Source organism: Microbacterium sp. 1.5R, assembly GCF_007667425.1.
Lineage (GTDB): Bacteria > Actinomycetota > Actinomycetes > Actinomycetales > Microbacteriaceae > Microbacterium.
Genome location: NZ_VDRC01000001.1, coordinates 660,062 through 679,906 on the forward strand (window position 1 = coordinate 660,062; position 19,845 = coordinate 679,906).

21 protein-coding genes and 1 tRNA gene are annotated in these 19,845 nt (G+C 68.9%); 14 read left to right on the top strand and 8 right to left on the bottom strand.

Annotated elements, in window-relative coordinates; genetic code table 11:
• Positions 1-23: 23 nt before the first annotated feature.
• Positions 24-911 carry a UTP--glucose-1-phosphate uridylyltransferase GalU gene (gene galU / locus FSY98_RS03230; protein ID WP_144873921.1) on the bottom strand — a complete coding sequence of 296 codons (888 nt, stop codon included), beginning with the start codon at positions 909-911 and terminating at the stop codon, positions 24-26.
• Positions 912-952: 41 nt separating this feature from the next.
• Here galU and FSY98_RS03235 point away from each other — a divergent pair, with 41 nt between their 5' ends.
• Genes FSY98_RS03235 through mscL form a run of 3 tightly spaced genes read left to right on the top strand, consistent with a single transcriptional unit; the run spans position 953 to position 2,287 of the window.
• Complete coding sequence (locus FSY98_RS03235) at positions 953-1,549, top strand: 5-formyltetrahydrofolate cyclo-ligase (protein ID WP_144873923.1); 597 nt, start codon at positions 953-955, stop codon at positions 1,547-1,549.
• Positions 1,550-1,564: 15 nt separating this feature from the next.
• Positions 1,565-1,837, top strand: coding sequence for an FmdB family zinc ribbon protein (locus FSY98_RS03240; protein ID WP_144873925.1), 273 nt, complete (start codon positions 1,565-1,567; stop codon positions 1,835-1,837).
• 24 nt (positions 1,838-1,861) lie between these two features.
• Positions 1,862-2,287: a large conductance mechanosensitive channel protein MscL gene (gene mscL, locus FSY98_RS03245; protein ID WP_144873927.1), complete on the top strand. Its 426-nt coding sequence runs from the start codon at positions 1,862-1,864 to the stop codon at positions 2,285-2,287.
• Between the two features lie 47 nt (positions 2,288-2,334).
• On the opposite strand, the gene FSY98_RS03250 is transcribed toward mscL, so the two are convergent.
• Together FSY98_RS03250 and FSY98_RS03255 are read right to left on the bottom strand one after the other, a co-directional pair.
• Positions 2,335-2,538: a hypothetical protein gene (locus tag FSY98_RS03250; protein WP_144873929.1), complete on the bottom strand. Its 204-nt coding sequence runs from the start codon at positions 2,536-2,538 to the stop codon at positions 2,335-2,337.
• The gene (locus FSY98_RS03255) at positions 2,531-6,250 is read right to left on the bottom strand and encodes an AAA family ATPase (RefSeq protein WP_144873931.1); all 3,720 of its coding nucleotides are present in this window, start codon (positions 6,248-6,250) and stop codon (positions 2,531-2,533) included. Before FSY98_RS03255 ends, FSY98_RS03250 begins: the two co-directional genes overlap by 8 nt.
• Positions 6,251-6,446: 196 nt before the next feature.
• Between FSY98_RS03255 and FSY98_RS03260 the strand changes: the two genes are divergently transcribed.
• A complete protein-coding gene (locus FSY98_RS03260) occupies positions 6,447-6,962 on the top strand; it encodes a methylated-DNA--[protein]-cysteine S-methyltransferase (protein ID WP_144873933.1) in 516 nt (171 codons plus the stop codon).
• An 86-nt stretch (positions 6,963-7,048) separates the two neighbouring features.
• Here the strand turns inward: FSY98_RS03260 and FSY98_RS03265 are convergent, their stop codons facing one another.
• Complete coding sequence (locus FSY98_RS03265) at positions 7,049-8,686, bottom strand: cation acetate symporter (protein WP_144873935.1); 1,638 nt, start codon at positions 8,684-8,686, stop codon at positions 7,049-7,051.
• Positions 8,683-9,033 (bottom strand): DUF485 domain-containing protein, encoded by a 351-nt coding sequence (locus FSY98_RS03270; protein ID WP_144873936.1) that lies wholly within the window; start codon positions 9,031-9,033, stop codon positions 8,683-8,685. The genes FSY98_RS03265 and FSY98_RS03270 overlap by 4 nt, the downstream gene beginning before the upstream one ends.
• Positions 9,034-9,142: 109 nt before the next feature.
• On the opposite strand from FSY98_RS03270, the gene FSY98_RS03275 reads away from it, so the two are divergent.
• Positions 9,143-10,000: a LuxR C-terminal-related transcriptional regulator gene (locus FSY98_RS03275; RefSeq protein ID WP_186307530.1), complete on the top strand. Its 858-nt coding sequence runs from the start codon at positions 9,143-9,145 to the stop codon at positions 9,998-10,000.
• A 90-nt stretch (positions 10,001-10,090) separates the two neighbouring features.
• On the top strand, positions 10,091-10,435 hold the full coding sequence (locus tag FSY98_RS03280) for an Lsr2 family protein (protein WP_144873938.1): 345 nt from the start codon (positions 10,091-10,093) through the stop codon (positions 10,433-10,435).
• A 12-nt stretch (positions 10,436-10,447) separates the two neighbouring features.
• Here the strand turns inward: FSY98_RS03280 and FSY98_RS03285 are convergent, their stop codons facing one another.
• Positions 10,448-11,077 (bottom strand): MarR family winged helix-turn-helix transcriptional regulator, encoded by a 630-nt coding sequence (locus FSY98_RS03285; protein ID WP_144873940.1) that lies wholly within the window; start codon positions 11,075-11,077, stop codon positions 10,448-10,450.
• A gap of 78 nt (positions 11,078-11,155) precedes the next feature.
• On the opposite strand from FSY98_RS03285, the gene idi reads away from it, so the two are divergent.
• From idi to FSY98_RS03325, 8 genes are read left to right on the top strand one after another with little or no spacing between them, the layout of a single operon-like run.
• Positions 11,156-11,677: an isopentenyl-diphosphate Delta-isomerase gene (idi, locus tag FSY98_RS03290; RefSeq protein WP_144873942.1), complete on the top strand. Its 522-nt coding sequence runs from the start codon at positions 11,156-11,158 to the stop codon at positions 11,675-11,677.
• Between the two features lie 2 nt (positions 11,678-11,679).
• Positions 11,680-12,759 (top strand): polyprenyl synthetase family protein, encoded by a 1,080-nt coding sequence (locus tag FSY98_RS03295; RefSeq protein ID WP_144873944.1) that lies wholly within the window; start codon positions 11,680-11,682, stop codon positions 12,757-12,759.
• Positions 12,756-13,661, top strand: coding sequence for a squalene/phytoene synthase family protein (locus tag FSY98_RS03300; RefSeq protein WP_144873946.1), 906 nt, complete (start codon positions 12,756-12,758; stop codon positions 13,659-13,661). The genes FSY98_RS03295 and FSY98_RS03300 overlap by 4 nt, the downstream gene beginning before the upstream one ends.
• Positions 13,658-15,256: a phytoene desaturase family protein gene (gene crtI, locus FSY98_RS03305; RefSeq protein ID WP_144873947.1), complete on the top strand. Its 1,599-nt coding sequence runs from the start codon at positions 13,658-13,660 to the stop codon at positions 15,254-15,256. Before FSY98_RS03300 ends, crtI begins: the two co-directional genes overlap by 4 nt.
• Complete coding sequence (locus FSY98_RS03310; RefSeq protein ID WP_144873949.1) at positions 15,256-15,600, top strand: lycopene cyclase domain-containing protein; 345 nt, start codon at positions 15,256-15,258, stop codon at positions 15,598-15,600. Before crtI ends, FSY98_RS03310 begins: the two co-directional genes overlap by 1 nt.
• On the top strand, positions 15,597-15,938 hold the full coding sequence (locus FSY98_RS03315) for a lycopene cyclase domain-containing protein (protein WP_144873951.1): 342 nt from the start codon (positions 15,597-15,599) through the stop codon (positions 15,936-15,938). The genes FSY98_RS03310 and FSY98_RS03315 overlap by 4 nt, the downstream gene beginning before the upstream one ends.
• A complete protein-coding gene (locus FSY98_RS03320) occupies positions 15,935-16,810 on the top strand; it encodes a prenyltransferase (RefSeq protein WP_144873953.1) in 876 nt (291 codons plus the stop codon). The genes FSY98_RS03315 and FSY98_RS03320 overlap by 4 nt, the downstream gene beginning before the upstream one ends.
• Positions 16,811-16,866: 56 nt before the next feature.
• The gene (locus FSY98_RS03325; RefSeq protein ID WP_144873955.1) at positions 16,867-19,098 is read left to right on the top strand and encodes an MMPL family transporter; all 2,232 of its coding nucleotides are present in this window, start codon (positions 16,867-16,869) and stop codon (positions 19,096-19,098) included.
• 17 nt (positions 19,099-19,115) lie between these two features.
• Here FSY98_RS03325 and FSY98_RS03330 read toward each other — a convergent pair.
• A tRNA-Arg gene (locus tag FSY98_RS03330) sits at positions 19,116-19,189 on the bottom strand.
• Positions 19,190-19,224: 35 nt separating this feature from the next.
• Positions 19,225-19,722 (bottom strand): HNH endonuclease, encoded by a 498-nt coding sequence (locus tag FSY98_RS03335; RefSeq protein WP_144873957.1) that lies wholly within the window; start codon positions 19,720-19,722, stop codon positions 19,225-19,227.
• Positions 19,723-19,845 lie beyond the last annotated feature (123 nt).

The following is a 19,845-nucleotide window of genomic DNA, read 5'->3' on the forward strand; positions in this document are numbered from 1 at the left end:
TGCCTCCGAGGCCCACGTCGCGCCTAGAGGCGTTCCGCGAATTCCTTCAGCCAGGGGCGCAGCTCCGCGCCGAGGTCATCACGATCTGATGCGAGCTGGACGATGGCCTTGATGTAGTCGACGCGGTCACCCGTGTCGTAACGGCGGCCACGGAAGATCACACCGGCGACGCCGGGCCCGTTCGGATCCGCGGCGAGCTCCTGCAGCGCATCGGTCAGCTGGATCTCCCCGCCCTTGCCGGGCTGGGTGCGCTCGAGCACCTCGAAGACGGAGGCCGGCAGCACGTAGCGGCCGATGATCGCGAGGTTCGACGGAGCGTCCTCCTGCGCGGGCTTCTCGACCAGGCCGGTGACGCGCACGGCATCCGACCCCTCGAGAGCCTCGACGGCCGCGGCTCCGTACATGTGGATGTTCGCCGGGTCGACCTCCATGAGGGCGACGATCGCCGCACCGGTGCGTTCGTGCTCGGCGATCATCTCGGTCAGCAGCGGATCGCGCTCGTCCATCAGGTCATCTCCGAGCAGGACGGCGAAGGAGCTGTCGCCCACGTGCGTGCGTGCGCGGAGGACCGCATGGCCGAGGCCCTTGGGCTCGCCCTGGCGGACGAAATGGATGTCAGCGAGGTCGCTCGACGCCATGACCCGCTCGAGTCGACCGGTGTCGCCCTTCTCCATCAGCTTCACCTCGAGCTCGGGCACCGAGTCGAAGTGGTTCGAGATGGCGTTCTTGTTCCGGCCGATGATCACGAGGATGTCGTCGATCCCGGCGTTCGCCGCCTCTTCGACGACGTACTGGATGGCCGGCTTGTCGACGACAGGCAGCATCTCCTTCGGCATCGCCTTCGTCGCCGGCAGGAATCGCGTTCCCAGTCCGGCTGCGGGAATGACGGCTTTGATCTTCTGATGACCCATCCCCTCAGCCTAGTGGGGCGCCTCGCCGTAGACTCTGAGGCATGTCGAACGACGTCGAGCACGAGAAGCGCGCACTGCGCGCCGAGCTCCGGGAGAGACGTCAGCTGCTCAGCGAGGCACAGCGCGAGAGCGCCGCGTCCGCGATAGCCGGGCGTCTGGACGAACTGGTCGCCCAGCTCGGGGCGTCGTCCGTCTCCTGCTTCCTCTCCACGACCACCGAGCCGGGCACGCGCGAGTTCGTCCGAGCGGCCGTGCGGCGCGGCATCCGCGTGCTGCTCCCGGTCACGCGCGCCGACGGTCTGCTCGACTGGGCCGTCGCGACGGACGACGACGAGATCGCCGAAGGCCTGTTCGGACTCCCCGAGCCGACCGGAGAGGTGCTCGGCCCGATCGCCGTGAACGACGTCGACCTGATGATCATCCCCGCCGCAGCCGTCGACCGCACCGGCATGCGCATGGGCTGGGGGCGCGGATACTTCGACAAGACGATCGGCTCCATGGAGAAATGCCCTCCCGTCTACGCCGTGATCTATGATTCCGAGGTGCTCGACTCCCTGCCGAGCGAGGTGCACGACCAACCGGTGAACGGTGTCGTGACGCCGACCCAGACTCTTCTCCTGTCGCCCACGCGACGCTGACCGACGAGGACCGCCATGCCCACCTACGCCTATGCCTGCCGCTCGTGCGGCCACGCCTTCGACGCCGTGCAGAGCTTCTCCGACGACGCACTCACAGTCTGCCCGGAGTGCGGAGGGGAGCTGCGCAAGCAGTACGGCTCGATCGGGGTGACCTTCAACGGCTCCGGCTTCTATCGGACCGACTCGCGGGGCGGTTCTGGAGCGAAGAAGGATGCTTCGGCATCATCGAAGTCTGAGTCGTCGTCGAGCACGGCAGCGGCACCCGCCGCGACACCTGCCTCCTCCTGACTCCTGATCGATCGGAGAACTCTCATGCTCAAAGGATTCAAGGACTTCCTGATCCGCGGGAACGTCATCGACCTGGCCGTCGCCGTCGTCATCGGCACCGCCTTCACGGCGATCGTCACCGCGATCGTCAACAGCGTCATCACCCCTCTCGTCGCCCTCTTCTTCGAGGCGGACGCCACAGGGCAGTTCGGTCCCACCGTCACCAACATCTACGGCAACGAGGTCACCTTCCCGCTGGGCGACCTCATCTCGGCGCTCATCAGCTTCCTCGCCGTCGCCGCCGTCGTCTACTTCGTCTTCGTCCTGCCGATGAACACGTTCAAGGCTCACGTCGAGGCGCGCAAGGGCACCCCCGCCGAATCGCCGGAGGAGGAGCCGGCCGCGGCGACCGAGGCCGAGCTGCTGGTCGAGATCCGCGACCTGCTCGCGCGGAACAGCGCCCGCGACTGACCTCGCTGAGCGGCCGGCCCCGGTCGGTCGCTCACCCGGTCGGTCGCTCAGTAGTGCGGCGGCACGTCTCCCAGCATCCGCTCGTCGTTCGGTCCCTTCGGCCCCTTCGGAGCGGATGCCGGAGACTGCCGCCGCTCCGGCACCTCAGGCGCCGTGTCGGAACCGCGGACGGGCGTCAGCCTCGCCCGTCGCGAGCCGGGAACGCGAACGACCTTCTGCCGCTGCTCGTCCTCGTCGGGCTCCTCAGCCATCGCGCGGGTCGACGATGTCGATCGGCTGGGTGTCGTCTTCGGCACGGGGCACCGAAGGCGAGATCCCGAGGACCCCGGCGATGCGCGTCGCGGCGGTGACCGGGTCGCTGTAGAGGTCGAAGGCGTGCACACGCACGTAGTGCCAGCCGAGCCGGCGCAGCACGTGCGGGCGCAGTCGCAGCGTCTCCCGGAGCGACTCCCCCCGCGTCTCGGGGTCGCATTCGATGACGACGGCCTTGCCGCCGTGCTGGGCGACGAGCGGCAGCAGGCCGCGGTAGTCCACGTCGACGGCCGCCCCCAGGCGGCGGAGTTCACGGGCGAGAGCCAGCGTCAACGGGTCGGCGAGGTCTTCCAGTCGTGCATCGCGTCCGCGAGTGGCGAGGCCACCGAGGATCGACATGAGCGTCGCCGCGCCGTACTCCAGACGTCCGTCGTCGAAGGCCGACGGACGGATCGACGACACGATCACCATCGAACGCCGGGCGCGGGTCATCCCGACTGTCAGCAGCCGCTCGCCGTCCGGTGTCGAGAGGTCGCCGAAATCGCTGAGCACGCGACCGTGTTTGGTGAGGCCGAAGCCCAGGGAGAGGATCACCCGGTCGCGGCTCTCGGCGACCGACTCCTCGAGGGTGAGCACGGCGAACGGCTCCGCGGTGTCGCGGCCGACGAAGTCCGCGACGTCTGTGCGCCCTGCGAAGGCGGATGTCACTGCGGCGCGCACGCGCTCGGCGTGACGCCTGCTGGCGGTGACCACCATCAGCGACTCCTCCGGACGATGCACCGCATGTTCGACCACCAGGGTGACCACTCGGGCGACCTCCGCGTCGGGGCTCTCGACCGCGCCGGAGACGGGGTCCGGGGCTCCGGTGCCGCCCTCGACGTAGTCGACGGTCAGACTGCCGCGGCCGAGGTACGAGCCGGCCCACGGCAACGACACGATCTCTCCGCCGTAGAAGGCGTCGTTGATGAGCTCGGCGAGATCCTCTCCGCCCGCCCGGTAACTGCGCGTCAGAGTGAGCACCGGCAGCAGCTCGGACAGGCGCTCGAACACCGACACCGAGTCGAAGGGGACCTCTTCCTCCCAGGCGGCGTCGGGGTCGACGGCGACGTGGAACGGCGTGGGTCGCTGCGTGACCGGATCACCGAAGGCGACCACCTGCCTGGCACGGCGGATCGCAGGCCCCGCCTCGGCCAGGTTGATCGCCGCAGCATCGACGAGGAGGAGGGTGTCAAACTCCACGGACTCGGGGATCTCCGGCACCAGGTAGGGCGACGAGATCCACACCGGGGCGAGGGCGCCGACGAGCGTGGGTGCAGCGCTCACGATCTCGGCCGTCGTCGACCCGGGCTGCTTGAGCGCGCTGCGCAGATGCTGAGACTGCTGCGGCTCGTCGACGATGGCGATCTTCCACTGATTCGCGAGCTGCCAGGCGAGCAACGGTCCGGCCATGGCGGCGTGCGCTTCGTCGACGAGGCGGAAGTCGCGTTCGAGACGATCGACCACAGCGGTGTTCGCCCCGAGCAGCGACCGGTCGTCCTGCAGCGCCCGCTCGAGGAGCGACTGCCACCAGGCGAACTCCAGCTCGTCGCCGACGCGGGTCTCCGACACGTGCCGCACAGACAGATCGGCCAGCAGCGGCTCGAGTCCGAGCTCGGCGAGGCGGTCACGCAGTCGCGCACGCTCGACGAGGTTGTCGAAGACGTCGGACTTCGCCGCGAGACCCGCCAGCATCCGCACGAGTCGAGCGACCGGGAGCGAGGCGAGGGGTTCCCGGCGTCCGAGGGCGGCGTCGAGCTCCGACAGCTCGGCGGCGACCCGCTGCCACGACGAGTACACCTCGGCCAGGCCGAGGGGGATCTCCGGGGCGACCCCGGCCTCCACGCAGCGCTGCCACTGCGTGCGCTGCGCCTGGATCCGCAACAACGCCTCGTGCATCTCGCCGATGTGCACGCCCGGACGCACATATTCCTTGGCGAGGCGGCGTAGACGCCGGCGGTTCGCGCCGGACATCCCGGGCGAATCGCGTCGGGATCCGTGCGCCTGGATGAGCTCGCCGAGTGGGCGTTCGAACACCGTGGGGCTGAACCGATCGAGCGTGTCGCGGATGCCCTGCAGGAGACGCAGGTACTCGCCCAGCTCATCGATCGTCGAGAACGGCCGCATGTGCGTCTGCGCGATCAGCGCATAACCGCGCTCGAGCAGGGCCGGCACGCTGTCGGCGTGCAGACGACCCGCGAGGTCATGTGCGGCGCGAGCCGCCTCGGTGCTCGGGAAGGTGACGCCGTACCAGGGCGAGTCGTCCGGCCCGAATCGGAACTCGCCGAGGCGCGCCGCCTGCGCGAGCGCGGACGCGGCACCAGAGCGGTCGTCGGCGAGACGCCGCAGCGTCTCGCTGCTGAAGCGTGCGGTGGTCGAGGGCGGATGCGGCAGCGACGCGAGCCTGGTGAGGTGCCGGGTCGCGTCGAGAACTGAGGCGCCGGTGCCCGACACGGGGGTGGTGAGCGACCGCCGGTAGTCGCGCAGCACTGTGCGCAGTCGCACGAGCGCGTCGTCGACGTCGCTGACCTTCGGCGCCGTGGCCTTCTCGTTGCGACCGATCGCGCGCACGAGGTCGCGGCGGACGCTCGCCGGCGACACGGCGAGGCTGTCGAGCCCGATCCCCGCGAGACGGTGACGGACCCCGTCGAGGGTGGATCGACGAGCCGACACGACGAGGACGCGCTTCCCGTTGCGGACGAGCTCCCCGAGCGCATTGATGACGGTCTGCGTTCCCCCCGTCCCGGGCAGCGTGGCGACGGTCAGCGAGTGCCCTGCCGCGATGCGGGTGAGCACGGCCTCCTGCTCGGCGTCGGCATCGAGCAGGAGGTTGTCCGAGGCGGGGGCGCGGTCATCCGGCCCGGTGTAGTGCGGATCGGGGCGACGCGCAGAGACCTGCTCGCGGTCGCCGACGTGACCGGCGAGGGCGTTCAGAACGACGTGGTCGAGATCGACGGCGTCGCGGGACATCGCTCCGCCCACGTCGGCGAACGTCGACACGACGAGGCGGGGTGTAACCGAGAAGGTGTCGATCGAGCGGGTGATACCACGCAGGCTGTCGATCACGGGCTGCGGTTTGAAGATGCCCCCTTCGTAGGCGAGGGCGGCGAGGGCTGCGGCGTCGATGGAGATGCCGAAGTGCTCACGCGCGATGCGGACGAGTTCGGGGTTGACCTCGAACGAGCCCTGCAGCTTGAGCTCGAAGTCGGAGTGGTGGCGGCGGATGGCGAGCGGACGGAGAAGGACGGGAGCGGCGAAGTCGGCTCCCCCGATGCGCCATCCGGCGACGCCGACGGCGAGGTGCACCGCCTCGATGCCGCGCACCGTTCGCAGTTCGGTGTTCTTGGCGGTGATCCGCTCGGCCGCGAGCCTGGCCGTCCGGAGGCCCACCTCGTCGCGGTAGAGATTCGAGAGGAGGGTCGACTTGCCTGTGATGAACTGCGGGAGGCTGCCCGGATGGGCCTTGGAGATGTCGATGCCCGATTCGACCGTGTCGCGGAACGTGACGAGGGGCGAGGGTCCGCCGAGATCGGCGGCTTCCGCGCGCAACCGCGTGCGTTCGGCCTCGGCGGCGTGCGCGACCTGAACTCCGGATGCCGGCGCCTGCAGGTCGCCGAGGGTCACCGAGGCGTCCTTCTCCGCGTCATCCGCCGCCTTGTCGTCTCGTCGCCACACAACTCACACATTAGGCGCGACCCGTCGCGTCGGCGGTATCCCTGGCGGGTTTCACGGCATTTGCGCTCCGCTCAACCCCCGCAGCGGTGTCCACTGCTCCTGCACCGGCGGGCGACGCGTCCGTGGATCCACGGAACCTGCTCGTCCTGCCCGTCACCCTCCTCCTTCTCGGAGCGCGCACGTCAAGATGGACGACATGACCTTCCGGTACGACTTCGTCCCCACTCCGTTCGGCGATGCCCTCGCGGTCTTCTCCGACCAGGGCATCGTGCGCTTCGATCTCTCGGAGGCGGCGGATCCATCGGTGCCCTGGCTGCTCGAGAACGTCACGACGCAGCTGGGGAGCGCCCCAGAACCCGACCCGGGTGCCGCCGACGAGGTCACTGCTCTGCTCGACGACTACTTCGACGGGGTTCCCATCCGCTTCGAGGATCACATCCACCTCGACTGGCGCCTCGCGACGGGATTCGCACGCACCGCGCTCCAGGTGATCAGCACGATCGAGTGGGGGCAGACGCTCAGCTACGGGGAGGTGGCCGTGCTGGCAGGTCATCCCGGCGCCGCGCGGGCAGTGGGTACCGCGTGCCGTCACACCCCGTTCTCCATCATCGTCCCGGTGCACAGGGTCGTGCGCTCGGACGGCTCGCCCGGTCACTACGGTGCCCACCCGGAGCGCAAGCGGTACCTGCTCGACCTCGAGTCGCCGGGCTGAGGCGGCCGGGCCGCACGACGGCGGGGACCCCCGGCGTATAGGCCGCCGGGGTCCCCGCGATCTCGCGACAGGGCGCTCGAGAGGAGTCAGTGATCGGTCGCCTTCTCCGCTCCGAAGCCGGTGAGCGAGCGCACTTCCATCTCTGCGGCGAGCGCCGGCGACTCCTTCCGCCTGCTGGTGACCGTGCCGAGCCAGCCGAGGAAGAATCCGAGCGGGATCGAGACGATGCCGGGGTTGTTCATCGGCCACAGCACGATGTCGATACCGGGGATCATCGAGGTCGGCGACCCGGAGAACACCGGGGACAGCACGATGAGGATGATCGCCGCTCCGAGGCCGCCGTACATGCTCCACACCGCACCGCGAGTGGTGAAGCGACGCCAGAACAGGGAGAACAGGATCGTCGGCAGGTTGGCCGACGCGGCGACAGCGAAGGCCAGGGCGACGAGGAACGCGATGTTCTGCCCCTGAGCACCGATGCCGCCGATGATCGCCAGGATGCCGATCACCACGACCGTGCGGCGGGCGACTCGCACCTCGCCGTTGGGATCCGGTTCGACGGGGTTGCCCGCGGCATCCTTCTTGTCCTTCTGGATGACGTTCGCGTAGATGTCGTGCGCGAACGAGGCCGCCGCGGTGATGGTGAGTCCGGCGACCACGGCGAGGATCGTGGCGAACGCCACCGCAGAGATGAAGCCGAGCAGCACCGGTCCGCCCAGGTAGAGCGCGAGCAGAGGTGCCGCGGAGTTCGGTCCGCCGGGGGCCGCGGCGATCACGTCAGCTCCCACCAGCGCGCCGGCACCGTAGCCCAGCACGAGCGTCAGCAGATAGAAGCCGCCGATGAGCCAGATCGCCCAGACGACGGACCGCCGCGCCTCCTTGGCCGTCGGCACGGTGTAGAAGCGCATGAGAACGTGCGGCAGACCGGCCGTCCCGAGCACGAGCGCCATGCCGAGCGACAGGAAGTCCCACGGGTTCGCGCCGTACTGCAGACCAGGACCGAGGATGGCGTCGCCCTTGTCGGAGTTCGCGACCGCGGCTTCGAGCAGGGTGTTGAGGTTGAAGCCGTTGATCGCCAGGACCCAGATGGTCATCGCGAGTGCGCCGCCGATGAGCAGGAACGCTTTGACGATCTGCACCCACGTCGTGCCCTTCATGCCGCCGATGAGCACGTACACGATCATCAGCACGCCCACCACCGCGATCACCACGGACTGACCCACCCGACCGTCGATGCCGAGCAGGAGCGACACGAGGCCTCCCGCCCCCGCCATCTGCGCCAGCAGGTAGAAGAAGCACACTGCGAGGGTCGTGATCGCGGCGGCCATGCGCACTGGACGCTGCTGCAGCCGGAACGAGAGCACGTCGGCCATCGTGAACTTGCCGGTGTTCCGCATCAGCTCGGCGACGAGCAGCAGGGCGACGAGCCAGGCGACGAGGAACCCGATGGAGTACAGGAACCCGTCGTATCCGTTGATCGCGATCGCTCCGCAGATGCCGAGGAAGGACGCGGCGGACAGATAGTCGCCCGCGATCGCGAAGCCGTTCTGCGGCCCGGTGAAGGATCGGCCGGCGGCGTAGTAGTCGGCCGCCGTCTTGTTGTTCCTGCTCGCCCTGATGACGATGAACAAGGTCACCGCGACGAAGGCGACGAAGATCGAGATGTTCAGGACCGGGTTGCTCTCGACCGCGAGGGATTCGCTCGCTGCACGCACGCCGCTCATGCGTCTCCCTGCGCCTTCTTCTCGAGGTCTTCCCGGATCTCGCTCGCGAGGGGATCCAATCTCCGATTCGCGAAAGCGACATATCCCATGGTGATCGCGAAGGTGGTCACGAATTGTCCGAGCCCGAAGAGCAGCCCCACCGTCACGTCTCCCCACACCCGCTGCGACATGAATTCGGTCGCGAATGCCGCGAGCAGCACGTATACGAAGTACCAGATGAGGAAGAACGCCGCGAGCGGGAAGATGAAAGATCGCTGCGTGCGTTTGAGGGTGCGGAATCGAGGTGACTGCTCGACGGCGACGTAATCGATCGCTCCCGCCGAATCGGCCGTTGTGTGGTCGCTCATGGGGCCTCCTTGCCACATGTTCGTCGGCTCGCACGGGGGCACCGGGCGAGTGGTAGGGTCGACGCTACGAAACGGGGAACGGCGCCGTCACCCCCGAAAGTAGGTAGTCGTGAGCGCTCCGGCAGGAATGGAATCCGAGACCGATCTCGTCGCCCGCGCGGTGCGCGAGTTGGCTCAGCGCACCCGTTTCCCGGTCGCGTTCGGAGGCCTCATCGACGAGGGTGTCGTGAGTGTCACGAGCATCGTCGGCAACCGTACGCACAGCCTCGACGGCCTGCGCGTGCGGCCGGAGCGCGGTCTCGGCGGACGGGCGATGATCGAACTCCGCCCGCGTATGACCAACGACTACGGCTCTTCGCAGCAGATCACGCACGACTACGACGTCTTCGTCCTGGGCGAAGGTCTGCGCACGCTCCTGGCGCTGCCGATCGTCGTGAGCGGGCGCCCACGCGGCGTGCTCTACGCCGGGGCGTGGGATCGCACACCGGAAGGCGGGGTCACGACGGCGCCCGCCATGCAGGTCGCGCAGTCGGTGGCGGACGAGCTCCGCATCCGTGACGAGATCGCGCGTCGTCTCCGGGCGGTCGATCCTGCGACCGACACCGTGGCACCCGCGCAGCGCGAGGAATTGCGGGAGACCTTCGCAGAGCTGCGGAGCATCGCGGCGGCCGTCGACGACCCCGAGCTCCGCGCCAGGATCGCGCAGGTCCAACACCGCCTGGTCACTATCGCCGGAGACGCGGCGGACACGACGACCGGGCCCGTCCCGACGGTGCACCTCTCCCGTCGCGAGACGGACGTCCTCGCGTGCGCGGCGCTCGGCGCCACCAACGCCGAGGTCGCACAGCAGCTCGGATTGCGCGAGGGGACGGTGAAGGCCTACCTCGGTACGGCGATGTCGAAACTCGACGCCTCGACTCGGCATGCCGCCGTGGCGAAAGCGCGCCGCGCCGGCCTCCTGCCCTGATCCCCCCGGTGCGGGTGAGGTGATTTCCTGCACGCCGCACAGGGAAATCCGCATTGTCGCATTTCGCATGCTGCCGGTATCGTGTGCTTTATGGCGAAAAGAATTGTGCATCAGCTGGTTGACGACATCGACGGCGGCGTCCTGGAAGCGGGCGAGGGCGAGACGGTGCATTTCTCGCTGAACGGCACCGCGTACGAGATCGACCTCAACGACGACCACGCGAAGGAATTGCGTGCCGCGCTCGAGCCGTACATCTCCGCGGGTCGCCGCGCCGGCGGCTCATCGCCCGCGCGTTCGACGAATTCGCGCAAGCGCCCCGCACGTAATCCCGAGGTCGCGGCCATCCGCGCTTGGGCGAATGACAACGGCTACAGCCTCTCGGAGCGCGGACGCATTCCCGCCCCCGTGATCGAGGCGTATAACGCGGCGCACTGACTCAGTCGGCGGTCACGCTCCGGCTTGCGCCCACGGCTCATCCCGGAGCGTGATCTCCTGTGTCATGTCGGCGAGGAATCGGATGACGACGTCACGCTCCTCGCGCGACAGCCGGGCGGCCGAGTAGAACCGCTTCGCCTGCTGCGCACCGACCGTATCCATCGCCGCCTGGCGAGTCTCCGGCGTGATCGTGATGGCGAGGGCGCGCCGATCGGACGGGTGCGGGGCACGACGGATGTGCCCGCCCCGCTCGAGACGGTCGAGCAGTTTCGTCGTCGAGGCCGTGGAGATGCCGAGGTGCGTCGCGATACCGCCCGGCGTCGCGGTCACGCTCTTATTGGCGCACACGATCAGGTAGTGCAGCGCTCGCATATCGGTGTCGTTGAGGCGCATATAGCGGCGTGAGGCGAGCGACAGCTTCTGCTCGGCATCCCGCAGCTCTCCGATCGCCCCCATCAGCGCGGCGATCTGGCGGAGATCCTCCGGAGCGACCCCGCTGCGGTCGATGAGCGAGCTGCGCGGATCGCTGGCCTCGACGTCGTAGATCGCGGCGTGCGCGAGCCCGTCGGGGGATGAGCCGGCTTCGTCGCGCACGTCCGACACGAAGCCCTCGACGGGGCTGGCGGCGGATCGGTCGTTCATGCCATCATGCTACACACCATTGGAATCATGTTATGTTGATTATTAGCTAAGCTAGCGAAATCGAGGGAGGTTTCCGCAATGGACGAGGTCACCCTCCTCTCCCCCGATGGCGTCGCCGTCGGCGTGATGGCCAAGGATGCCGTGCACACCACCGACACCCCGCTGCACCTGGCGTTCTCGTGCTACGTCGTGGATCGTGACGGGCGGCTTCTGATCACTCGTCGCGCGCTCGGTAAGCGGACATGGCCGGGCGTCTGGACCAACAGCTTCTGCGGACACCCTCGCCCCGACGAGGCGATGGAGGACGCGGTGCGCCGGCGCGCCGAGCAGGAACTCGGGCTGCGCATCACGGACGTCGCCATGGCGGTACCCGAGTACCGGTACCGCGCGATCGATGCGAGCGGCATCGTCGAGAACGAGATCTGCCCGGTGCACGTGGCAATCGCCGACGGACCTCTCTCCCCTGACCCCGACGAGGTCTCGGAATGGGCGTGGGTGGACGCCGCGGAGTTCGCGACGGCGGTCGCGGCCGCCCCCTTCGCCTTCAGCCCCTGGCTCGTGGAGCAGCTCCCGATCATGCGCGAACGAGGGGCTCTCTGACGATGGCGCCCTCGGCGGTCCACGAGGACATGGGCACGCGGATCGAAGAGGCTCTGCGCCAGCGGTTCGTGCACCACAGCACGAGCGCGGAGACCTACGGCGCGGAGTTCGCCGCGCTCTGGCGCGCGGCGGCCGACCACTCCCTCGGCGGCAAGCTCGTCCGACCACGCCTCCTGCTCGACATCCACCGAGCGCTCACGCACGACCACTCGGCGTCCCTCACCCCCGCTGCCGTGGAGATCGCCGCCCTCATCGAATTGCTGCACTACGCGTTCCTCCTTCACGACGACGTCATCGACGGCGATCTCACCCGTCGCAAGGGTCCCAACCTGATCGGCGCGCTCGCCGCGAACGCGCCAGCCGCGACGGACGAAGGCGCGCTGCACTGGGCCCGATCGAGCGCGATCCTGATGGGCGACCTCCTCCTCACCGCCGCTGTCATGGGCTTCGCGCGCGCAGACGTCCCCGCCGACGTGCGAGGCCGGCTGCTGGACCTGGTCGAAGAGACGATCATCGAGACGGTGGCGGGCGAGCACACCGATGTGGCGCTCAGCCACGGGATCATCAGACCCGACCTCAGCACCGTCCTCGACATGAGCATCTACAAGACGGCGACGTACTCGTTCTCGCTCCCGCTCCGGGCCGCTGCCCTGCTGTCGGATTCCTCTCCCGCGGCGGAGCGGACGCTGACGAGCGTGGGTCGCCACCTCGGGCTCGCCTATCAGCTGCAGGACGACCTGCTCTGCGTGTTCGGAGACCACCGCGCGCACGGCAAGGACGCGTTCTCCGATCTGCGCGAGGGCAAGGAGACCGCGATCATCGCGTACGCCCGCTCCACCGAGACCTGGGCGCAGATCGCCCCCCTGTTCGGCTCAGCCGACCTCTCACAGCGGGACGCGGAGACGCTCCGCGAGCTCCTCCGCGTTTGCGGGGCCGAGACCTTCGTCTCCGATCTGATCGGAGACCAGCTCGACGCCGTGCACGCCCTGCTCACCGAGGCGGAGCTCGCCGGGGAGATCGGCGAGGATGCCGCGCACACCGTCCTCGCCATGGTCTCCCGCCTGCAGGGGCGCCGCGCATGACCTCGACCGAGGACGCGCGGGGCGAGGAGAGTCTCGACCGGTTCAGCCGCGCCGCGGACACCGCCTCCACCGAAGTCATCCGCACCTACTCGACCTCGTTCGGTCTGGCGACGAGACTGCTCGGAGCGCGCCACCGTCAGCACGTCCGCAACATCTACGCGATGGTGCGGATCGCGGACGAGATCGTGGACGGTGTGGCCGCGCAGGCGGGTCTGGACAGTTCGGCCCAGAACGAGGCCCTCGCGTCGTACGTCGCAGCCACGCATCGCACGATGGAGGTGGGGTACAGCACGGATCTCATCCTGCACGCGTTCGCGCGGACGGCTCGCGAATGCGGCATCGGCCAGGACCTCACCCAGCCCTTCTTCGACTCCATGGCGGCCGACATCGCGAGTTCGACCGAATTCACCGCCTACGACGCCGAGGCGCACGAGCGCTACGTCTACGGTTCCGCCGAGGTCGTCGGGCTGATGTGCCTGCGCGTCTTCCTGCGCGACGAATCGCGCACCGCGGAGGAGCGCGCGGTGCTCACCCACGGCGCGCGACAGCTCGGCGCCGCCTTCCAGAACGTGAACTTCCTGCGCGACCTCGCCGACGACACCGATCGCCTGCAGCGCGGGTACCTCGGCGACGCAGGGCGCCTCACAGACTCCGACCGCGACGAATGGGTACGCACCGTGACCGCTCAACTCGACGATGCCCGCCGATCGATCCCGCTGCTCCCCCGAGACGCCCGCGCCGCCGTGCGCAGCGCGCTGGCGCTGTTCGAGGCGCTCATGCGTCGGGTTGCCACGACGCCGGCGGCGCAGCTGTACGAGCGGCGCATCCGGGTGCCCGACCCGGTCAAGGCGCTGCTCGCCGCGCGCGCGATCGCCGTGACCGCAGTGGAGCGCGACCGATGAGCCGGGTCGCTGTGATCGGAGGGGGCATCGCCGGCCTCGCGACAGCCGGGTTGCTGGCTCGTGACGGACACGAGGTGACCGTCTACGAGAAGAACTCCCGCATCGGCGGCAGAGCGGGGACCATCGAGCGCGACGGCTTCCGGTTCGATTCCGGCCCGTCGTGGTATCTGATGCCGGAGGTGTTCGATCACTTCTTCGCGATGATGGGCTCGTCGACCGAGGAACAGCTCGACCTGACGCCGCTCGATCCCGGATACCGCGTCTTCCGGGAGCCGACCGCCGAGGGCCGGTCGGAACCGGTCACGGTGCCGAGCGGACGCGCCGAGGTCGCGAAGCTCTTCGAAGCGCGCGAGCCCGGTTCGGCGGCACAGCTGAACGGCTACCTGAACTCCGCCCACCACGCACGCGACATGGCCGAACGGTACTTCCTGTACAACCCGTTCACGAAGTGGAGCACCCTCGCGACGAAGGAGGTGCTGGGCGCGGGCCCACGTCTCGCCACTCTGCTCGGCACACGCCTGCAGTCGTTCGCCGCTCGACGGTTCCGCGATCCGGTGATCCGCCAGCTCCTCGGGTATCCGGCCGTCTTCCTGGGCACCGACCCCCGCAGCGCACCGGCGATGTACCACCTGATGAGCGCGCTCGATCTCGACGAGGGAGTGAGCTACCCCCAGGGCGGATTCTGGCGTGTCGTCGAGCGCATCGGAGCGGTGGCCGAGCAGGCGGGGGCGACGATCGTGACGGATGCCGACGTCACGGCGATCCGCACCGCGAAGCGCTCGGGCAAGACGGTCGCCACGGGTATCGAATGGCGGGATGCCGACGGTACCGCGCACGCCGTCGAGGCCGACATCGTGGTATCCGCCGCCGACCTGCACCACACCGAGACCGCTCTGCTGCCGGATGAGCTCCGCACCTACCCGGAGAGCTGGTGGCAGCGCCGCACGAGCGGCCCCGGAGCCGTGCTGGTGATGCTCGGAGTCCGCGGCGAGCTCCCGCAGTTGCCGCACCACTCGCTGTTCTTCACCGACGACTGGAATGCGAACTTCGACGCCATCTTCGGCGACGACCCCGCCATCCCCTCTCCCGCGTCGACGTATGTCTGCCGCCCCAGCGCCAGCGACGACAGCGTGGCGCCGGAGGGGCACGAGAACCTGTTCGTGCTCGTTCCCATCCCCGCTGATGTCGAGTTGGGGGGCGGCGGTTCCGACGGGGCCGGGTCTCCGGCGATCGAGCGGGCGGCCGACGAGGCCATCGATCTGATCTCGCGCTGGGCCGGCATCCCCGACCTCCGCGAGCGGATCGTCGTCCGCGAGACCAGAGGGCCGGCGGATTTCCGCGACGACTACAACTCATGGCGAGGCGGGATGCTCGGACCTGCGCACATCCTCTCGCAGAGCGCGATGTTCCGGGCGCAGAACGCGTCGCGCAAGATCTCCGGTCTCTTCTACGCGGGCGGTACGACGGCGCCCGGCGTCGGCGTACCCATGTGCCTCATCAGCGCCGAGATCGTGCTGAAGAGGATCCGCGGCGATCATTCGGGCGGGCCCCTGCCGGTCCCGTCCGCCGTCCCGTCCGCGGGGGGCGCGGTGTGATGGGAGTCGTCTACCTCGCGAGCCTGCTCGTGTCGCTCGGCTGCATGCTCCTCCTCGACCGGCGGTTCCGGCTCTTCTTCTGGAAGGATGCGCTCTCGGCATCCGTCGTGACCGTCGTGGGACTGGCATTCTTCCTGATCTGGGACATCGCCGGCATCGCGGGCGGCATCTTCTTCCGCGGCGACGGCGCGATCGCCACAGGTGTCGTGCTCGCCCCGGAGCTGCCGCTCGAGGAGCCGATCTTCCTCGTCTTCCTCGTGGTGTGCACGATGATCCTCTACACGGGCGCCGTGCGGGTGCTGCGGGCCCTGCGCCGTCGACCTCGCAGGGAGCAGGCGTCGTGACCTACCTGCAGCTCGCGGCCTGGTTCCTGGGGGCGTCCGTCGTCGCAGCCGTCGTCCTCACGATGCTCACCCCACGCGCCCGCCGTCTCCACGTTCTCGCCGCCGCCACCGCAGCGGTGGCGCTGATCGTCCTCACCGCGGTGTTCGACACCGTGATGATCGCCAGCGGACTCTTCCACTACTCCCCCGACCATCTGGTGGGGGTGCGGATCGGACTGGCCCCGCTCGAGGACTTCGCCTATCCGATCGCCGGTGCGATCCTGCTGCCGGCGCTCTGGTCGTGCCTCAGGGCGCGGCGGGCGGCGCGCGACGCTCGCGCAGAGAGGGCCGAGGCATGACCTCCACCGTCGCAGGCGATATCCGCCAGATCGTGCTGTCGTCCAGGCCCATCAGCTGGATCAACACGGCGTTTCCGTTCGCCGCCGCGTATCTGCTGGCCACCCGCGAGATCGACCTCACCCTGATCCTGGGCACGCTGTACTTCCTCGTGCCGTACAACCTCGCGATGTACGGCATCAACGACGTGTTCGATTACGCGTCCGACCTGGCCAACCCGCGCAAGGGCGGGATCGAGGGAGCGTTGCTCTCTCCACGGATCCACCGCGCGACGCTGTGGGCCGCTGCTCTCACCAACCTGCCCTTCCTCGTCTATCTGTTCGCCGTGGGGAACCTCGCGTCCTGGATCTGGCTGCTCGTCAGCGTCTTCGCCGTCATCGCCTACTCCGCCCCCGGCCTGAGATTCAAGGAACGCCCGTTCCTCGACTCGACGACGTCGAGCCTGCACTTCGTGACCCCGGCGGTGGTCGGACTCGCCCTGGCCGGCGCATCCGTGACGCCGACCCTGGTGATCGTGCTCATCGGCTTCTTCCTCTGGGGCATGGCGGCGCATGCCTTCGGCGCGGTGCAGGACATCGCTCCGGACCGGGAGGCCGGCATCGGATCGATCGCGACCGTCATCGGCGCACGGCCGACCGTGCGTCTCGCGATCCTGCTCTGGGTGTTCGCGGGCGTGGCGATGCTGTTCACCACGTGGCCGGGTCCGCTCGCCGCCGTGCTCGCGGTGCCCTACATCGTGAACGCGGCGCCCTGGTGGTCGGTGACCGACGAGACATCGGCCGGGACGAATCGAGCCTGGCGCCGCTTCATCGCCCTCAACTACATCGCGGGCTTCCTGGCGACGATGATCCTGATCCTCGCCTGGGTCTCCTGAGCCTCCGTCTCGCCCCTCCTTCTCGCCGTCACCCAGATTCCTTCGAAAGGACTCCGATGTCTCGTCCCGAGCACGCCCCGAACACGACGGCTCCGGGGCGCGTGGCCCCGGAGCTCGAGGCCCCGGAGCGCGAGAGGCGTCGGCGGACCAGGCGTCGATCCGCCGCGCGTGTCCTGATCCCCGTCGCTCTGATCCTCGTGTGGCTGGTCGGTGCGGGCCTCGGCGGTCCGCTCTTCGGCAAGGTCGATGAGGTGTCGTCGAACGATCGGACGAGTTACCTGCCGGAATCGTCGGATGCCACGCAGGTGCAACGGCTGCTCGGGGAGTTCAGCGACAGCGACGCCATCCCGGCGATCGCCGTCTTCGTGGCCGATGACGAGCTCTCCGACGCGCAGCTCGCCGCGATCGCGGAGGCGGTGGCAGACGCCCCGTCGGTCGACGGCGTCAGCGATGACGTCTCGCCCGCGCTCACCTCCGACGACGGCAAGGCCGTGCAAGCGTTCATCCCGATCGACGGGGAAGCCGAGCTCGCCGATGCGGTGACCGCCCTCGGCGATGAGCTGCGTGCCGCCGCGCCGGACGGCGTGACCGTCTACATCACGGGCCCCGCCGGTTTCAGCGCCGACCTCGTCGCAGGATTCGCGGGCATCGACGGCCTGCTGCTCGGAGTCGCGCTCCTCGCCGTCCTGGTGATCCTGGTTCTCGTGTACAGGTCGTTCCTGCTGCCCATCGTCGTGCTGTCGACGAGCCTGTTCGCGCTCTGCGTGGCGTTGTTGGTCGTCTGGTGGCTCGCGAAGTTCGAGGTGCTGCTGCTCAGCGGTCAGACGCAGGGCATCCTGTTCATCCTCGTGATCGGCGCGGCCACCGACTACGCGCTGCTCCTCGTCGCGCGGTTCCGCGAGGAGCTGCGTGTCGCAAAGGACAAGGGTGCGGCCCTGCTCGCCGCGTGGAAGGGGTCCGTCGAGCCGATCGTCGCCTCGGGCGGCACCGTGATCGCGGGGCTGCTGTGCCTGCTGCTCAGCGACCTCAAGTCGAACAGCACCCTCGGACCGGTGGCGGCGATCGGGATCGTGTTCGCCATGCTCTCGGCACTCACCCTGCTCCCCGCGCTGCTGCTGCTCTGCGGGCGCGCGGTGTTCTGGCCGCGCCGACCGCGCTTCGAACCGGAGGTCGTCGCGGACGAGCACGGCATGCGCACCACGGGTCTGTGGGCGCGTCTTGCGGCGCTCATCACCAAGCGACCGCGGGTGATCTGGATCGCCACGACGCTGGTGCTGCTGGCCGGCGCGGCGGGCGCGCTGCAGCTGAACGCGTCGGGGGTCCCCCAATCGGATCTCGTTCTCGGCGCGTCGGAAGCGCGCGACGGACAGGTCGCCCTCGGCGAGCACTTCCCCGGCGGTTCGGGCAGCCCGGTCTACGTCGTGGTCGGGGAGGATCGTCTCCAGGAGGCCGCCGCCGTGCTGCTCGCCGATGACGGCATCGACGGCGTCTCGGTCACCGCGTCGGACTCCCCGAGCGGCTCGGCGCCCGTGACCGGCGACGGGGTGAGCGCCGTCGGTCCGCCGGGAACCCCGGCGCCTGCGCCCACGGTGGTCGACGGGAACGTCCTCCTGCAGGGGACGCTCACGGATGCCGCGGATTCGGATGCCGCCGGCGAAACCGTGCGCGATCTCCGATCATCGCTGCACGAGCTCGACGGGCTGGTCGGAGGCGTCACCGCCACGGCGATCGACACGGACGATGCCTCGATCCACGACCGCACCCTCATCATCCCGGTGATCCTCGTCGTCATCATGCTGATCCTCATGCTGCTGCTGCGGTCGATACTCGCCCCGGTGCTGCTCATCGTCACCACGGTGCTGTCGTTCGGCACGGCACTGGGCGTCTCCGCGCTGGTCTTCGACGATCTCTTCGAGTTCCCCGGTGCCGACCCGGCCGTGCCTCTCTACGGCTTCGTCTTCCTCGTCGCTCTGGGCATCGACTACAACATCTTCCTCATGACGCGCGTGCGGGAGGAAGCGCTCGCTCACGGAACCCGGGAGGGCGTGCTGCGCGGACTGTCGATCACGGGCGGCGTGATCACATCGGCCGGCCTCGTGCTGGCAGCGACGTTCGCGGCGCTGTCGGTGATCCCGATCCTGTTCCTCGTCCAGCTCGCCTTCATCGTCGCCTTCGGCGTGCTGCTCGACACCTTCGTCGTGCGATCGCTGCTCGTACCCGCGCTCGCCTACGACCTGGGCCGGGTGATCTGGTGGCCGTCGAAGCTGTGGCGCCGCGGTCGCGACTGACCGCGTCTCGAATGGAGTGCCCTCGACTGGATTCGAACCAGCGACCTGCCCTTTAGGAGAGGGCTGCTCTATCCTGCTGAGCTACGAAGGCGTGGAGTCCAGTCTACGTGACCGGCCTCTCGCCCCTCACGCGGCCAGAGCCAGATACGGCTCCCATCGCGGGTCGCTCCGCTCGGTGCCGCGCACCGTCCAGGCCGTGCCATGCGGCGGGCGGGGCGTGATGCGCAGCTCCCAGCGCATCTCCTGCGGGGTGCGATCGCTCTTGATGTTGTTGCAGCGCAGGCAGCAGGCGACGAGATTCTCCCAGGAGTCAGCGCCACCGCGAGAGCGGGGCAGCACGTGGTCGATGGTGGAAGCGGCCTTGCCGCAGTAGCCGCAGCGGTGGTCGTCGCGCCGCAGCACCCCTCGTCGCGTCACGGGGACGCGGCGGCTCAGAGGTACGCGCACGTATCTCGACAGGATGATGACGGCCGGCCGATCGTAGACGCCATGGCTGCCCCAGACGGGATCGTCTTCGACGCGCTCGATCACCGTGGCCTTGTCATTCATGACCAGGACCAGGGCCCTCTTGAACGACACGATCGCCAGAGGCTCGTATCCCGCGTTCAGTACCAGTGTGCGCATCGTCATCCTCTCGATCCGCCGGGACGGCTTCCCGGCACTCTCGACTCACACGAGGTCGCACCGACGCGAGCGTTCGCAGGGACGGAAAAAGGCGCTGTCTAGTGACAGCGCCTTCTGCGCACG